Origin of the sequence: Wolbachia endosymbiont of Dirofilaria (Dirofilaria) immitis (assembly GCF_013365455.1) — a bacterium.
Taxonomy (GTDB): domain Bacteria; phylum Pseudomonadota; class Alphaproteobacteria; order Rickettsiales; family Anaplasmataceae; genus Wolbachia.
The window spans coordinates 784,667-801,706 of the sequence record NZ_CP046578.1; the positions used below are offsets into that span (position 1 = coordinate 784,667).

At 32.1% G+C, this 17,040-nt stretch carries 11 protein-coding genes; 8 read left to right on the forward strand and 3 right to left on the reverse strand.

Going from position 1 to position 17,040, the window contains the following annotated elements:
- The first annotated feature begins 2,330 nt into the window (after nt 1-2,330).
- From GOY12_RS03110 to GOY12_RS03145, 8 genes are all read left to right on the forward strand, one after another.
- Nucleotides 2,331-2,963 carry a superoxide dismutase gene (locus GOY12_RS03110; protein WP_175818590.1) on the forward strand — a complete coding sequence of 211 codons (633 nt, stop codon included), beginning with the start codon at nt 2,331-2,333 and terminating at the stop codon, nt 2,961-2,963.
- Entirely contained in the window at nt 2,932-4,206 is a 1,275-nt protein-coding gene (locus GOY12_RS03115) for a M16 family metallopeptidase (protein WP_175818591.1), read from the forward strand. The genes GOY12_RS03110 and GOY12_RS03115 overlap by 32 nt, the downstream gene beginning before the upstream one ends.
- A gap of 185 nt (nt 4,207-4,391) precedes the next feature.
- Nucleotides 4,392-4,913, forward strand: a complete 522-nt coding sequence (locus GOY12_RS03120) for a cytochrome b (protein ID WP_175818592.1) — start codon at nt 4,392-4,394, stop codon at nt 4,911-4,913.
- A 5-nt stretch (nt 4,914-4,918) separates the two neighbouring features.
- Nucleotides 4,919-5,959 (forward strand): NAD(P)H-dependent flavin oxidoreductase, encoded by a 1,041-nt coding sequence (locus tag GOY12_RS03125; protein WP_175818593.1) that lies wholly within the window; start codon nt 4,919-4,921, stop codon nt 5,957-5,959.
- Between the two features lie 890 nt (nt 5,960-6,849).
- The gene (locus tag GOY12_RS03130; protein WP_175818594.1) at nt 6,850-7,227 is read left to right on the forward strand and encodes a hypothetical protein; all 378 of its coding nucleotides are present in this window, start codon (nt 6,850-6,852) and stop codon (nt 7,225-7,227) included.
- Between the two features lie 50 nt (nt 7,228-7,277).
- Nucleotides 7,278-9,638, forward strand: a complete 2,361-nt coding sequence (locus GOY12_RS03135) for a VirB4 family type IV secretion/conjugal transfer ATPase (RefSeq protein ID WP_175818595.1) — start codon at nt 7,278-7,280, stop codon at nt 9,636-9,638.
- Nucleotides 9,619-12,465 carry a hypothetical protein gene (locus tag GOY12_RS03140; protein WP_175818596.1) on the forward strand — a complete coding sequence of 949 codons (2,847 nt, stop codon included), beginning with the start codon at nt 9,619-9,621 and terminating at the stop codon, nt 12,463-12,465. The genes GOY12_RS03135 and GOY12_RS03140 overlap by 20 nt, the downstream gene beginning before the upstream one ends.
- A 672-nt stretch (nt 12,466-13,137) precedes the next feature.
- Entirely contained in the window at nt 13,138-14,403 is a 1,266-nt protein-coding gene (locus GOY12_RS03145) for a pyruvate dehydrogenase complex dihydrolipoamide acetyltransferase (protein ID WP_175818597.1), read from the forward strand.
- Between the two features lie 994 nt (nt 14,404-15,397).
- Here the strand turns inward: GOY12_RS03145 and GOY12_RS03725 are convergent.
- Genes GOY12_RS03725 through GOY12_RS03735 form a run of 3 tightly spaced genes read right to left on the reverse strand, consistent with a single transcriptional unit; the run spans nt 15,398 to nt 16,337 of the window.
- Nucleotides 15,398-15,706, reverse strand: coding sequence for a hypothetical protein (locus GOY12_RS03725; RefSeq protein WP_246214374.1), 309 nt, complete (start codon nt 15,704-15,706; stop codon nt 15,398-15,400).
- An 8-nt stretch (nt 15,707-15,714) separates the two neighbouring features.
- A complete protein-coding gene (locus tag GOY12_RS03730) occupies nt 15,715-16,074 on the reverse strand; it encodes a P-loop NTPase fold protein (protein WP_246214376.1) in 360 nt (119 codons plus the stop codon).
- A 29-nt stretch (nt 16,075-16,103) separates the two neighbouring features.
- The gene (locus tag GOY12_RS03735) at nt 16,104-16,337 is read right to left on the reverse strand and encodes a hypothetical protein (RefSeq protein WP_246214377.1); all 234 of its coding nucleotides are present in this window, start codon (nt 16,335-16,337) and stop codon (nt 16,104-16,106) included.
- Between the last annotated feature and the right edge of the window lie 703 nt (nt 16,338-17,040).

Below are 17,040 nucleotides of genomic sequence, written 5' to 3' on the forward strand. Positions count from 1 at the left end.
CTTACTTTACAATCATACTTTTCTCCAAACTTACTACCACTAACATATAAAAAAATGCAGTTATAATCGGACACTCTTCAGAAGTTTTATCTGCACAATCAGCTGGATTTTCCCTACAAACTCACCAGTTAAAGCAGCATCTGACAGACCATTTTATAGAAAAGACTAGAAGCAACTAGATTGCCACACTGTAAGTTATTTTTCCCTGACACATAACTGAGCCCTCATTGAAAGTTAAATCACAAGAGAGATAATAGCTTATTACCTTACTGCTTTAACTTGAGCTTAAGTCTACTATAAGTACTATGAATACTTGATTTAATCTAAAGACCATATTTTTTCATATCTAATAATATCATTCTTTTTCTCATCATCATATAAATCTGCACAGTTTATCCAGTAATTATTTACCACGCAAGCATCAGTATAAATCTTTAAAGTGCTGATCAACATACTCTGGCTAACTAACTTTTTTTTACCAAACCAATCGATCCAAATTTCTGATTTTTAATGATGAAATACCATCTCCCACATTTAACCTTCCATATGGCCTAACACTCTTAGAGTTTATAGCATTAGAGCTCCTACTTTAACACAAAAGCTCTTTAGGTATGTAGATAAACTTACCGTAGACAAAAAAGTACAAGTACAAACAACTTAAAATTTTATCTTTAATCTAAATATTAAAAGAATTTTTATTAAAAAGTATAATCAAAATCTGAAATCTATTTTCCCGTCCAGTTTTGCATAAAATATTTCTTTATCCATCTTTATCCAGAATTACTCTAGCACTACACCATTTTGTAAAAACAATACTAAAAGCAGTGTGATGGATAGTAGCTTAACTTCACGAATAAATTAAAACTTTTATGCAAAAAACATAAGTTTAAACTCAACATAAACATAAAGACAACTTTCCAGAAGGCTACTTTAACTAAGCGTTGAACTCTATCGCTAGTTTTTAAGCCAATCTTCATAAGCTGTTGATATATCAGATAATTTTTGCTTCAGTTACTGCTCACTGACAGTAAAATATACATGATTAACCACTTTAGATATTCTTTTTGCATCATAATTAACCCCAAAATAAAAGGAAACCTTATTTTGCCAATACACTTAAAAGAATCATCACTGTAGCAATTTCATAAGAACACTCTATATCAATTTTTATCACACTATCTATCTCATCAAAGTAACTGCCAGATCTAATAACCCCTATAAAACCTTAACTTGATGCAGCAAGCGAAGTCTAATATAACACATAGCTCCCAGAAAAGAATTCATATCTTATATATGAAATAAGTCATGATTTTATATTTTTGCTATTAGATACTTATCCCTAAACACTTCCAATTTATAAAGTGCTAATAATATCACGTATCAATAGCTCATTCATAATCAGCTGTTTCTACACTTATAACACTGACTAGTATCTTATTAAATACTCTTATTCTTATATTCAATAAACCTCTCGCATCTTGATTAGACCTTTAAATTGATAAAGTTTTTTCCTTATCCTGATAAATAGATGTCATGATATCATTTTACAGTCATAAAATCTTCTATACTTCGTTCTATGCAGCGGACCTATAAGTACAATAGATCATAGCTAAATGTTAAAATTTATTACATAAGAAACATAAACTATAAATCTACTGCCGCTATCTTTTAATAGGAATAAAGCCTTCCAGGTTTCTATATTCTACTCAATTTACTTGACGCTCTATCAACATGAAAATCACTAATGTATAATAAATGCAACAGCTCAGATAAAAGTAGTGCAAACATAATTTAAACTAAGTTAACAAATCCAGTTATTTTATAATTTTATTGTCTTCCGCTCTACTGATAACACTTCCGAACAGAGTATTGTATTAATGAGCTTGCATAATATCTTAAGTAACAGCTGCTTATAATTCTCACTAGTCTTTTTGCCGTTTAGCATGATAAATATAAAAATTTAAAATATAAGATTATAGAACTGTAAAAGCTAGTAATCAGTTCGTTATAAGACATGTAAATATACTTTTCATCGCCTTTAAAACTGTGATGAGATACTAAAAAGCACATTTCTCATTCTGAACCCATGACACTATTAATATAGTGAATTAATTTATAGAAATAATCTTATAGCACTTTGCTATTATTTCACAGATAAATATTTCTACATTTAGTATCTTTCGAAAACTCTCATAAATTTTTAGACGTCCTCACTCTCAAAAAAACATACAATTATTATCATTACACAATTTAAAATTGTATCAACTACATGTTGCACAAAAATATACATTACAATATTATTGCAGTAAGTTAAGAATAAAGAGGTTAGTATGACTTTTACTCTACCTGAGTTACCATATAGCAAAACAGCTTTAGAGCCTTACATATCTGCAAGGACATTAAGTTTTCACTACGACAAGCACCACAGAGGATATTTAGATAAGCTCAACGAGCTAGTCGAAAATACAAACATAAAAATTGAGGAACTAATAATGAAAGTTCATGAGGATAGTAATAAAGTTAATATATTTAATAATGCAGCACAAGTTTGGAACCACACTTTCTACTGGAACTCAATGAAAAAAAATGGCGGCAGTAAGCCTAAAGATAACAGCCTTCTCACAAAAAAAATTCAAGACGATATTGGCAGTTTTGATAGATTTTATGAAGAATTTTTGAGTTACGGAGTAAGCCAGTTTGGCAGTGGATGGGTATGGTTAGTGCTCGAAAAAGGAAAGCTTAAAATCACCAAAACTTCAAATTCTAACTTGCCACTAATCTATGGCCAAGTGCCATTGCTTACTATGGATGTTTGGGAACACTCATACTATTTAGATTGTCAAAATCGTAGAGTCGACTACATAAAAGTTTTCCTTGATCATTTAATTAATTGGGACTTTGCAGAAGAAAATTTAAAAAAAAATATACAAGATGAGTGCACCACAGGTAACAAAACTAGATAATGGTCTACGCATAATAACTGAGCAGGCATGTGATGCCGATACCATAGCTTTTAACGTACGAGTTGGCGTCGGAAGCAGAGCTGAGAGCGCGAGTCAAAATGGTATATCTCATTTTCTAGAACACATGGCTTTTAAAGGAACAAAGACCAGGACTGCATTTGAAATTGCAAAAGTTTTTGATAACATAGGCGGAGTTTTTAATGCTATCACTAGCAGAGAAAGCACTAGTTACTACGCAAAAATTCTCAAGAAAGACATAAAGACTGGCATTAGCATATTAATAGATATATTAATGAATTCCACGTTTCCAGAAGACGAATTAGAGCGCGAAAAGGGTGTTGTAATACAAGAGATTTTTCAAACTAATGACTCACCAAGCGACATTATTTTTGATAGGTATTTCGAAGCAGCTTATAAAAATCAGCCATTTGGTAGGTCAATTTTAGGTACGCAGGATACTGTAAAGTCCTTTAGTCAGGAAGATCTAAATAACTATATAAACGAGCATTACTTTGGTGAGAATATACTATTTGCCGCTGTAGGAAATATTGAGCATAAGGAAATTTCTCAATTAACTAAAGACTTTCTCTCAAAGATCCACCACCTAAAGGAGATAAAGAAAAAACAAAATGCAAGCTACACCGGTGGTGAGTATTTAGAATATCGTAAATTAGATCAGATATATTTACTAATAGGTTTTCCCAGTGTTTCCCAACATGATGATAGACATCATACATTTCAAGTACTTGATTCTATACTAGGAAGTGGAATGTCATCACGACTATTCCAGGAAATAAGAGAAAAACAAGGATTAGCTTACTCAGTCTATTCTTTTAATTCTAGCTACACTGATACAGGAATGTTTTCTATCTTTGCTGGCACAGATAGCAAAAACTCAGGCAAACTCCTAAAATCCATAGCGACGGAGTTGAAAAAGTTGTCTACAGGCAACTTGAAGGAAGAAGAAGTGAATAGAGCAAAAGAGCGAGTAAAATCACAAATTTTGATGTCACGTGAGAGTGTTAGCTCTCGTGCTGAAGCGTTAGGGTACTATTATGGCAATTTTAATAGATATATCAGTAAAAATGAACTAATAGAAAAAATTAGCGCAGTTACTACTTCTGACATAAAAAAAGTGGCAAAAGAACTATTATCTCAGCATGAGAAAACCACTTTAGCTGCAACTGGAGAAATTAAGTCATTGCCAAACTACGATAAGGTAGTTTCTATGTTTAGAGCTTAGGCATCAAAGTATAGACGGTCTTTTTCTGCGGAGGTTACTTTCAAATCATAATATTTTTATAACTCTATGCTATATACAATAATTATGCAAATGTTAATTAATACAGTAAGTGAATAATTTTGATTGAAAAATAGTTTTTCTACTATATAAATGCTACTTTGAGGCAATCAAGTTGAGCAGTCAAAGTGGGAAATAATAAATATAGCTTAGGTTTAAGGATTATCCATTGGTTAATGGCTGCTTTCATTATCGGCATGCTTTGCTGTGGGTTTTATATGAAAAGCTTACCGGTTAGTAATGAAATTAAATTCAGTATATACACTGTTCATAAAGCTTGTGGGATTACTATCCTCGGATTAGTTGTAATACGCATGTTTTTCCGTGCCTTTAGTCATGTTTCACCACTTTCAGCAAATTTTTCTCGATTCGAAGTCAATACAAGCAAAGCAGTACATTTTGTTTTATATTTCCTAATGGTAATGACTCCATTATCTGGTTATGTTATGTCTTCTGCTTCTGACATAGAGATTAAATACTTCTTTTATATTCCTTTATTAATTAGTAAAAACAAAGAGCTAAGCAATGTAGCCAATAAGCTACATTCAATGTTTGCATACTTTATGATATTTTTTATAGCATTGCATATATTTGGTGCTCTAAAGCACACATTTGTAGACAAACAAAACATTTTTAAACGCATAATATAGATCATATGTTAAGCAATCTATGGAAAAAAGGAGCAAATTTTCTCGGTAGCGATTTTGCAATAATGGGCGGCGCTATGAGCTGGGTTTCAGAGAGAAGTCTAGTTTCAGCAATCTCAAACGCTGGTGGTTTCGGTATAATCGCATGTGGTGCAATGTCCCCTGATTTACTGAAAAAAGAAATCATGGAGACACAAAAATTAACTAATAAGCCATTTGGCGTAAACTTGATTACTATGCACCCAAATTTGAGTGAGCTAATAGACATATGCATTGAAACAAAAGTAAGTCACATAGTTCTTGCCGGTGGACTGCCAATGAAGTCCAGTATAGAAAAAATCAAGAACGTAGGCATAAAGGTAATATGCTTTGCGTCATCACTAAATCTTGCAAAGAGACTAGTAAAAATGGGTGTAGATGCATTAATAATAGAAGGAATGGAAGCAGGTGGACATATAGGTCCCGTCAGCACTTCTGTTCTTGCACAAGAGATATTACCTCATTTTAAAAATAAGCAAACACCAGTGTTTGTTGCAGGTGGGATAGGAAGAGGCGAAATGATAGTTAATTACCTGGAAGTAGGAGCAAGCGGCTGCCAAATAGGTACATTATTTGTCTGCACAAATGAGTCAATTGCTCATAAAAATTTTAAAGAAGTGTTTATAAAATCAGCTGCACGTAATGCAGTATCTTCTATACAAATAAGTGCTGATTTTCCTGTAATTCCAGTAAGAGCTATAGCTAACAAAGCAAGTGATGATTTTATAAAGCATCAAAGAGAAATCATTGATAAATACCAAAAAGGACAGATCTCAAAAGAAGATGGACAGCTTGAGATAGAAAAATTCTGGGCTGGAGCTCTAAGAAGGGCAGTGATTGAAGGAGATGTTGAAACTGGGTCTTTAATGGCTGGTCAAAGTGTTGGCATGGTTGATAGAGAAAAGCCCGTAAAAGAAGTAGTGAATATGTTAATTCAACAAGCAGATAGTTATATTGAAAGCAAATCTGTGGAAGTAGAAAGTCCAGTAATTAGCAAAGCAAACAGCTAATCAATAGATCTATATCTTTAGCCATAAAAATAGAACTAAAACTGCTAATAAATTTTACCAGCTTTCCAAGCACGAAAATAAAGATATATAATCATCTTCAGTTTTATTACAAATTAAAACGACAAAAGTATTATGTAATCGGCATTTCATGCTTAATTTTTCACATTATATATACCTTCATGTCTCTACGAACTTCTAGGTTTTTTACCTATATCAGCCATAGCATTTAAGATAGCATAGAACACTAATCTGTAAGATAAAACATAATTATCTATCACAAGGTTACTTTTGCCTTTTTTACTCGACAAATTCCTTAGATATTAAAGTAACTTATATACAAACACTTGTTTTACAATAAATGGTATCACTCCAAAATGCATGGACGCTGTGGAACCTATATTTTTTCTTCTCTAGATTTCAGTGTCAAGTACTGGATTATAGATAGTCTGTAGTAATCCATTATAACTTGAAGAAAAAAAAAGAACAAAAAGTATGCTTTCACTATGAAAAAAACTCACATAAAAAAACAATAATAAAGGCATATCACCTGAAAAATAACCAAATAATAAAAACATTCATATTGTACTTGCAGTAGGTTATATTCTCTCAAAATAGAGTACATCTTTACAAGAGTAAAATAACATCGAGATTGGTGGTAGGAGCCAGGGTTATTTACTTCACTTTGTTATAGCAATTGCTGAATTGCATTTAGACTTTCTATTAAGCATAGTTACTACTCATTAATGTGAATCCCATATTAATATGAGCATATTAAACAAATGACGGTAAAAATTAAATATGCAGTACTTACAGTGAACAAGTGAATACAGCTCTTGCTCATTAAGGTGAAAGTTATTATAATTAAAAATTGTTTAAGAAGTATTTAGTTGATGTATACTCAATTGAGTAGAGTTTTGATTTTTGTAGCTTTGCTGAGCCTTAGCTTTACATCATATTCTAGCAAGGCAAGTTCAGTAGATGCCGAATTACAAGATATACAAGAAACGGTAAAAAACTTTATTTCTTCATTCTCAGTCAAAGATGCTGTAGAGAGTATGAGTCCATCAACAATCATAGGGTTATGCATAACCCTAGTAATATTTGCAATAGTGTTCAGGAGCTTAATCTTTTTCATGATAATGTTTGGTGTGTTGATTATGATACTTGGTAGCACAGAAAAAGCAACTGATTACCTGAAAGAGAAATTCACCTTTTCAAAAGGTACAAGCTTGCAACCTGATAGCAAGAAAAAAGACAAAGATCATTAAATATCACTTATAGCATTTTAGTTACCTTTATTAAATACAAATAGTGTCGTATGCAACCAAAAATACTAACAATTAACCCTAAGCTTGGAGGAAAAAATAAGCTAAGCTTAGCATTATTAAAAAATATTGATTTAGATTTTATTCCTTATTCCTGCCATTATAATGAAGAAACCATACTAACAAAACAGGGAGAATTGTTAAAAATAATCAAGTTAGAAGGTTACTTCTCTGCTGATAATTATAGTGACCTTAGAACCGAGATTAGAAAAAGCATATTAAAAAACATCAATAGCTTACATTTTACTGCCTGGATTCATACTGTTAGAAAGCGTAATAAACTCCGCTTAAAATGGAACAAAACTGGAGACTTTTCTGATAAGCTACACTCAGCCTGGTTTAACAAACTCACTAGTAGTAAATTACAGTATATAAATGAGCTATATATTGTACTAGTATTTAGCAATTTTGGCAAGCATGTAAATAATGCATTTTTTCTCAGCAGAATAAAGAACAAACATAAGCTATCTTTAAGAGAAAATCATCACGAATTAAAGAAGGTAACTGACTTAATTCAAAATGATCTAGAACCTTTTGGGGCTAAAAAGCTCGGTCTTAGGTTTAGTGATGGTAAAGTATATTCTGAAATGACAGAATTTCTTCATTACATTGCTACACTAACACGTAAAGATTACCCAATATGCGAAACAGATTTATCGCAATATATTAAAGATTTAAGAATAGCTTTTGGCTTTAATACATTTCAAACAATATTTGAAAATCAACAAAAGTTTGGCTCTATCTTTTGCATAAAAGAATACCGAGAAGTTCCATTAGAAAATATAGATAGATGCTTACAGCTTGACTCTGAGTTTATTATCACGGAAATAATAATATTTATTAGTAACAATAAAGCAATCAAAGAGTTTAAAAACCAAATCAATATGCTGCAAATCAGCGAGGATAATACCCTACTTCAAAATTCAGGAATAAATGAAATAATGGAACTTGAACAAACTTCTGCTATTGACTTTTGTCAACAGAAAATTATTTTTACAATTTTTGCAGATAACAGAAATAGATTAGCTGAAAATATTACTAGCCTATCCTCAGTAATGTCATCAATTGGTTTAATGATGTTCAGAACTGATTTGCATATGGAAAATCATTTTTGGGCACAACTTCCGTGCAATTTTACCTTTGTCACACAACCGAAAAGCATATTAGCAAAATATGCTTGTAGCTTTGCTATGTTACATGACTTTACATCAGGCACACTAAAAGGAGGAAGGTGGAAAGAAGCAGTAACGATCTTTTTTTCAAAAAAAGGAAGCCCTTATTTTTTTAATTTTCATGGAAAGAAAAACAATGGCCACACTACAATACTTGGAGCTCCAAATTCAGGTAGAACTTCACTAATTAATTTCTTACTATCAGAGTCAAGAAAATTTGATCCTAGGATTATTATATTGGACAACACTGGAAAATCAATAATCTTCACTAAAGCAATGAGTGGTAAATACTACATAATCGATCCAAAATATAAAGATAAAAGCTTAAAATTTAACCCATTAAATATCGAAGATAGCGTTTCTAATCGCAATATGCTGATTGAGTTAATCAAAAGAATGGTAGACAATACAAGCCTAATAGACATAGAAGAAAAGATAAAAAAAATCGTAGATTTTATATTCACTATACCAAAAGAATCCCGCTCTATTTCTCAAATTTCTGAGGCGCTTTTACTTCTTGGTGGTCAAATAAGCAAATGGTGTGGTGATGGTGAGTTTGCTTATTTACTTCAAGACGGTAGTGAATCTTACATTGATTGGAAAACAAAAATTATATCTCTCAACACTGCAAACCTAACAAAACGAAAGGAATGTATGTCTGTAATATTTTACTATTTTTTACACTCTTTTGAAGCAAAATGTGATGGCTCACCTGTAATACTTGTTTTGGATGAAGCATGGGAAATAAGCAATATTTTCTCCACAGAGAAAGAGTTTGACAACTGGATACAAAAAATGACAAAATTAAATGTCGTAGTAATTTCAAGTACTGAAAACCTAAATCTAGCATTTGCTAGCAAATTTACTCAATATTTAGACAAACACGTTGATACAAGAATTCTTATGCCAAATTTTAATGCAAATAGATTATACATGAAAGCATTTTCTCTATCAAAAGAGGAACTAAATACAATTCTGCAAACTCCAACACAGGAAGGCTTATTCTTAATAAAGCAACATAAGGGGTTAGTAACTTTAAATTTAGATTTAAAAAATATGCAAGAAATGCACGTGCTTTCAGCCAATAAAAAGACTATAAAGTATATGTACGAAGCAATAAGAGAAAAAGGCGAAGAAGTTAATAAATGGCTACCAGTGTTTTATGAAAAGTGCAAGGTTTAATTTTTCATTGATATTTTTTTTGATATTTGGCCTGTCATATCAAGGATGTGCTGATTGTCCGCCTCTTGTAAAGAGCAATACTTGGTTTGAGGCAATACTTGGAGATAATTGGGTAAAAGAAATTAAGGTAATAGCAATAAAAGATCAGGGGATAAACGGTTACTTTAATCCTAAAATTAGAGTATGTGCTTATGATGGAAAAAGTTACTGTTATGACTTACAAAGTGGAGAATTTTGCCGTCAAATATATGGAACACAAAGTACAGGTGCTGGAGTGTCAGCAGCAGCTTTTATTGATTGGGAAGGAGATAAGACATTCGTTGGAGCAAAAATGGGGGAAGGCCTTGAATGGGAATGGGCAGAAGGTGTGATTAGTAGTGATATGTCTGATGAAGAAAAAAAGAGACTTGCTAGACTTCCCAAAATATGTGCTTGTAGTCAAAAGGGGGCTTGTAGATCCGGATTTGCAAAACTTTGGGATTTTAACATTACAGATTATAGTAACCTTTGCGACACTTGTTATCAAACAAAAGTAAAATGTGCTCCTGTACCACCTGCTCCTAGTCCGCCTCCATTTTGTGAACAATTTACGATGTCACCTCCCAAGGTCAAAATTGTCCCTATAACGAATAAAGATAATGATTACTTCGACCCTAAGGTTAAGGTAATAGTTAGCAATCTAACAATAGAAAATGGAAAAATTGAAAAAGAGTTAGATTTTCCAAAAAAGTACAAAGTAGACAAGGACGAGGAGCTCCCTACTACAGATAAAGTCAAGAAGCATTCTGTTTTAGATAAAGATGGCACCACATATTATTTCACAACATACAGAGAAAAAGGCAAACTCTGCGCTGAGTATTATGGAACTCAAGGTATAAATAAGAAAAATCTGCAGTTCGCACGTTGCTTTCCAGCACCACTAGCTCCAGAACCTGAGGTAGTAGAGATAGTACAAAGCAACATGCAAGGAGAACAGAATAACACGTTAAAGATAAGAATAAAGATGGGCAAAAAAAATTGCATGAGGCAAGTAAACAAAAAGTACGAAGATGGTTTTTGCACTTTTGATGTTAACACTAACTCTACTACAAACATTGGCCCTCTGTCTTTAACAGTAATAAAGCCGGCAATAGCAGCGAAAACAACTAGTAGTAATCACAATAAAAGCAATATTGACAATATTATAGAAGGTATACTAGAAAGTAATTCACAACAATTTAAAGTTCTGAAAAAATATAGCTATGTTCCTGATACTAAAGAAGAATGTGAAGAACTTAATGCAGAAGGTAAGTGCAAATTAGATAATTTAGGGCACCCAAAAGTAAAAGTAGAGTATAAAAAAAATATCAAAAGCAAAATGCTCTGTCTTTCCGGCTGGAAGCCAGAACCAGAGGAATACATACTTAAAAGAGAAAATGAAATAATACCACTAAAGCTCATGGAGGCAAGATATATTAAATACGATACTGTTTATTCAAAAGAATCAAATCAGTTCTATTACCTTCCAAGCAAGGAAAAGAAAATAGTTAATCTTCTACAAAAGCCTCAAGAAAAGTTGGACAGAATAATATTTAACAGGCAAGGATATATTTTCTTTCCTGATAAAAATAAGCAAAAGAAGGGAGAATGCAGCTACTGTGTAAATCAAAATAATAAGATAGACGAGGCATTTGTATCTGGTAAAGGGCTGAAAGCAGCATATAAATTAATGGATGAAAAGCATGAAGAAAAAAATTGTAATCAGGATGATTATGGTTGCATTTGCATTAATGGAATGTGTAGTCGTTCAACACAATATTTAAATAAAAAAGACAATAATCCATTCTACTTGAAGTATGAAGAAGCGGATTGTAAAGACGAGAGTACTAATGAAATACAAAAGTGCATACGATTAAAAGATCAACCGGTCAAAGTAGATAGAGCAGAGGTTTTTTATGCTGATAAGTTATGTAAGCTTGATTTGGAAGGTTTAAAAAAAAGATTAGAGGAAATAACTAAGAAACAACTGAAGCAAGAACTTGAAAAAAAGAGCGAAAAATTATATGACTCTAAAAATAGAGATATTTATACAGATGATTTATCAATAATATTTGATTATGTTGAAATAGAAGCATGGGGGAGTGGTGAAGCAGGTCATATAGCAGGTAAATCTGTTAACTGTAAACCTCATGTATGTTCTACTAAGAGTAGAGCAGGAATGCCAGGAGATTATATTAAGGCTAAACTAAGAATTGATCCCGACTATCCTCTAATTAAGATTAGAGCTACAGAGGAAGAAAGTAATAACGAAAATCGCATCTCAAGTAAAGATGCAGGGTCTACCTTCATAGAAATGTGTAGTTTAGATAAACAAGATTGTAAGAAATTAATCACCGTTGCAGGTGGAGGTAAACATAGAATATATAATTCTGAAGATACAAGTTATAAGAAAACAGCAATTGATAAAGAGCATTTAAGACTAGAAGGAAAGGTAATAACAGTAAATATATTGGAATCTATACAAGACAATCAAATTACATATATAGAAAATGGTGAAATCAAGCACAAAACGGTAAGCTGTACCGGTAGTTTCAGAAGCAGTATACCTGGTGCAGGTGGTTGTATTGACAAAAGCAGAGGAATTTATAGCAAAGGCTCTTCAGGATATGTGAAGATCAAGCCTATTATCGAGAAATTCGATAAAAAAGAAATAAATGATGCCATTGAAAAAGTGATAAAAGATCTTTATACCCTCAAGGCCATGACTAATTTTTCAGTGGGTAGCTTTAATATAAATATAAGAGAGAAAATCGAAGAGGAATTCAGAAAAGAACTGCTAGGGTTATAACATAAACCATAGTAACTTTAACTGTTACTTAGAATAGCTAAAATTCAGGCCTTGTCAATAGAGAGGGCAGCTTAATGTTTAAGTACCATGTATTACTTAGCTTAGGCTATACATAAGCGTGCTACAAGTTAAATATCCAATTTAATCATTCTTTGTTGTATCACTGATAGTGTCAATTAGAAGACTCAAATATCAAGGTATTATAAACTAATTGAACATAACAAAAAGAGGAAATTTATTATGGTAACATGATATGCATAAAAAGTAAAACAAAAAATGAAGCCAAAAAAGAAAGCAGCAAGCTTTTCAAGTTAATTACTAAGATGAATGACCGCTAAGAGAACAAAGAAATACCATACAGGAACTTTAAACTTGCCTACTAAAGAGATATCAAGTGGTTTCTATGGACAAAAGCCTAGCTACAAAAGAAAAAGATAATTACAGAAAGCTTAGAAAAATACTATTAATTCAGACCTTTTATCAATTTAATCAACTCCTCACATAAACTTTTTCTGTATCCATGCTTTGCATTCCGGAAAAGATAGCAAACACTATTCTTCACTACATTTCTCTATTCCCATCATATATAAACTCATTCATAAAATTTAAGATTAGATTGACATAAGATAAAGAGTAAATTAAAAATTGAACAGATCTTTAAATACAAAGTCAATGCCCATAGAAATATTAATGCCTGCTCTCTCACCGACAATGAGCAAAACTGGAGGAAAAATCGTAAAATGGCATAAGAAAGAACAAGATAAAATTGAAGTAGGTGATGTAATTGCCGAAATAGAAACTGACAAAGCCATAATGGACCTTGAATCTGTAGATAAAGGAGTTTTAGCAAAAACTTTAGTGTCAGAAGGAGTAAGTGGCGTGCCTGTAAATCAACCAATAGCTATAATGCTGAAAGAAGGGGAAGATTGGAACGCACTTGATAACTACGTTTTAGCTTCTATTACCAACATTGAAACCAAAAGGGAAATTGAAACCAATCTTCCAACATCATCCAACTTTTCAATGTCGCCTCAGTCCTTGACACCAAGACCTAGAAAAGAAGAAGGTACTAAGATAGTAGTAGAAGGTAGAGTAAAAATAAGCCCATTAGCTAAAAAAATAGCTCAAAGTGAAGGTGTTGATATAACGCAATTAAAAGGTACAGGTCCATATGGGCGCATCATTAAAGCTGACATATTGGAATTTTTATATGGTAGTACCCAAACCGAGAGCAACAAAAGGTCAAGCGAAGACATTGTAATCGAAGTAAGCAACATGCGCCGAGTGATAGCACAGCGTCTGATTGAATCTAAGCAGAATATTCCACATTTTTATTTAACTGTGGACTGCCAGGTTGATAATCTTATATCGCTCAAAAACGAGATTAACTCAACAGACGAAAACAATAAAGTGACAATTAATGATTTAATCATTAAGGCTGTAGCTTTTAGCATAAAAAAAATTCCTGACATAAACTCTTCGTGGATAGATAACAAGATAGTAAAATATTCAAATATAGATATCTCAGTCGCTGTAGCACTTGAAGATGGGTTAATTACTCCTATAGTGAAAAATGCTGACAAAAAAAGCATTTTATCTATATCAAAAGAAGTGAAAGCTTTAGTAAACAGAGCAAGATCAGGAAAATTGAGACCCGAAGAATTTCAAGGAAGAGGGTTCACTATCTCTAACTTAGGGATGTTCGGTATAAAAGCCTTCAGTGCTATCATTAATCCGCCGCAGTCTTGTATCATGGCTGTTGGTGCAGCCAAAAAGCAGCCAATTGTTATAAATGAAAAAGTAGAGATTGCAAAGACAATGATAGTAACACTCTCTGCTGACCATAGAACAGTGGATGGAGCAATGGGAGCAAAATTTTTAAACGCCTTTAAGCACTACATAGAGAATCCTCTAGCAATGCTTATTGAAGTTGTATAAATGCTTAATCTGCTTGGCATTATTATTATGAAATTAGTGCTGCTCCCAAATTTACAATCGTATTTATTAATAGTTTAGAAGTAAAATATGTTGATGTAAAAACATAATAATATTTAGCATACTTTTCATTACATATAAAATCAAAATCTTTAGAAAGAATTCTATAAATATGCTCTTCACCTAAAGATAATAATAAACCTCATTCAACAAACAATTCAAGTATTAAGTTTTCCAGGTGTTTATTTATATAACAGCAAGAAAAATAATGTTAAAGAAAATCCAATAAATCAAATTTAAAGAAGAAGCTAACTCTACTGCTTCAGAACAAATACTGTCAAGAAAGCTCTACTTGTATCAATACAAGCAACTATTAACGATATATTATTTGAGAATATGAATAATTTTATTTTACATCTAAAACTACAGAAAAGTCAAGTATTAATAGCTGCAGGAAGACTAAACTAAATACCAGAAAAAACCTTATATTCAACTAGAATCTAATTAATTGAGGCAAAACTTTCTAAGCGCAGGCTTAAATCTCATCTATTATATTACTATCCTATTAGCAACATAAATAATATATCTCCGGCAAACAGGACCCTAATTTAGAGAAAGAGGCAGGTACATAAAATGGTAGGAAGATTAAATAAGGATCGAGAGAAAACATAAACTACAATCAATAAGCATATAAAAGCTAACACTACAGCATGTTCTATCACTAAAGATACCATGTGAAAAAAGGTGCCAAACCTGACGTTTTATACAAATGAAAAAACCTTTATCAAAAATTCTGGTAAAAGCAGATAGCCTAATTGATCACTTTTAATAAAATGACCATAGTTACTAATTATTTATCATACTTTCGCTATGCATCTTTTAAAATAATATATCTCTTATCTGCTTTACAGCTTTACCTGCCTTTGATTCCTTTTCTATGAAAGCAGCCTCGAGAAAAATTTCAAGCCTTTCCCATTCTTTCTGACCATTTATATGACTACAAAACTGTAGGCCTGTATTTATTTTTAATTTTTTCCAATACTTTTTGATATGAAGAACCTAGTTCCTCATATGTATCAATATCCACTGACTGTAGTATCGTCAAAAATGAAAATAAACTTGGAGCAAGTAGTTCTTCCTTCGCACAATTCAGAAGACACAGTTCTATTTTTTTCATACAGTATTCTATTGTTTCTAATGATAGTAACAGACTTTCTGCATAAAATATGAAACTGTTTATAAACGGCTCTTTTGACTTTTTCGATAATTTTACATTTTTAAACAGTTCTTGTATAAATTCCTTCACCGACCGTTTCAATAAATGTAAGGAGAGATCAATAAAAGATCTAAGGCCAAAATTTTATCCAAGTATTGTACTATAGCCTTATATACATTACTCTTATCTCTACTAATAGAAATAACAAAGACAAGCCCTTGTACATTAAGTAGATACTTTATGGATTCTAAAAAATCAACGATGAACTTAGGACGGCATATATCAAGGTCATCCACCATTATATAAATGCTTTTACCTTTTCTAATCTTATTAACTACCTTCATTAATTGTGTTTTAAAATCTTTGGTGTTTTCTTTGCTTTTTTGCAGAACATTCAATTCTCTCAACACAGCACCAATATCCTTTTTATCAGCCTCTCTTGTGGCATTAAGCAGCACAGAAAGCATAGCAAGCGGAGACTTATTAATTAACCTTCCGAGTCTAAAGAAAATAGCTCCTGATTTATGTTCTTGAGCCGTTGTATAACGCTTCTCTTTATCTCATAAGATGAGAATAAATCCTCAAATAAGAAATTTAAAAAAGAAGGCAGAGGTTGGTCCAATGCACTAATGTCCCACGCACTATAATAAGCTGCTATTTCATTTTGTTGCTTTAATTCCTTCACCCACTCTTTCAAAAAAAAATGTCTTACCCCATCCATTATATCCATCTAAAGATATTATTGTAAAAGACTGATCAATTGTTTTAATTACAGTGTTAAACTTGCTTGAAAATTGCTTGTAGTTTAAGAGGTCATTTTCCCAAGCCATTATTTTAAGTAGTGATATCACTTCTTTCTTTCTAAAGGTTATTAGTGATATAAGTTTTTTAAACACATACCTAATTTCAATTCAACTCATATTCTTATCTTGAAGTTAAGAACTGCTTTTAGTGCTCCCTCATCTAAGTAATCAATTTCCCCACTATTGGTAGTATAATGCAAGCAAGGTGTGCATTCTTACATCTAACTTCTTAATAACTTAATTATATATTATACTGTAATCTGACCTTATGATGTTAGATTAATTATAATAATTACCTCTCTAATTTTAGATTCCGCACTCCTTTAGGAATAGCATTAAGGCTAAGAGCTCTTTCAGTTCAACACCATTCATTGCAGATAATCTACCAGCCAGAACTACAGTACATACTACAAAATATATGTCCCCTTCTCAAACGCCCATAGATCACCTAACTCTTCTACTACACACATTAACTTATTGTCATGTTCTAGATCAATATAAATGACAAGGCGATTTACTACTATCAGATTCCCGTAAACTTCACGCTTTACTATAAGATCGACTAGCTCTTTTAATCAAGAATACAAGTGGCAGCATAACCTTTTCTCTATTCTGAAGTAA

Bases quoted from the DNA above. Each gene is read 5' to 3' on its own strand.
- GOY12_RS03110 (WP_175818590.1), top strand. From the start codon at position 2,331: ATGACTTTTACTCTACCTGAGTTACCATATAGCAAAACAGCTTTAGAG.
- GOY12_RS03115 (WP_175818591.1), top strand. From the start codon at position 2,932: ATGAGTGCACCACAGGTAACAAAACTAGATAATGGTCTACGCATAATA.
- GOY12_RS03125 (WP_175818593.1), top strand. From the start codon at position 4,919: ATGTTAAGCAATCTATGGAAAAAAGGAGCAAATTTTCTCGGTAGCGAT.
- GOY12_RS03130 (WP_175818594.1), top strand. From the start codon at position 6,850: ATGTATACTCAATTGAGTAGAGTTTTGATTTTTGTAGCTTTGCTGAGC.
- GOY12_RS03135 (WP_175818595.1), top strand. From the start codon at position 7,278: ATGCAACCAAAAATACTAACAATTAACCCTAAGCTTGGAGGAAAAAAT.
- GOY12_RS03140 (WP_175818596.1), top strand. From the start codon at position 9,619: ATGAAAAGTGCAAGGTTTAATTTTTCATTGATATTTTTTTTGATATTT.
- GOY12_RS03145 (WP_175818597.1), top strand. From the start codon at position 13,138: ATGCCCATAGAAATATTAATGCCTGCTCTCTCACCGACAATGAGCAAA.
- GOY12_RS03735 (WP_246214377.1), bottom strand. From the start codon at position 16,337: ATGGATGGGGTAAGACATTTTTTTTTGAAAGAGTGGGTGAAGGAATTA.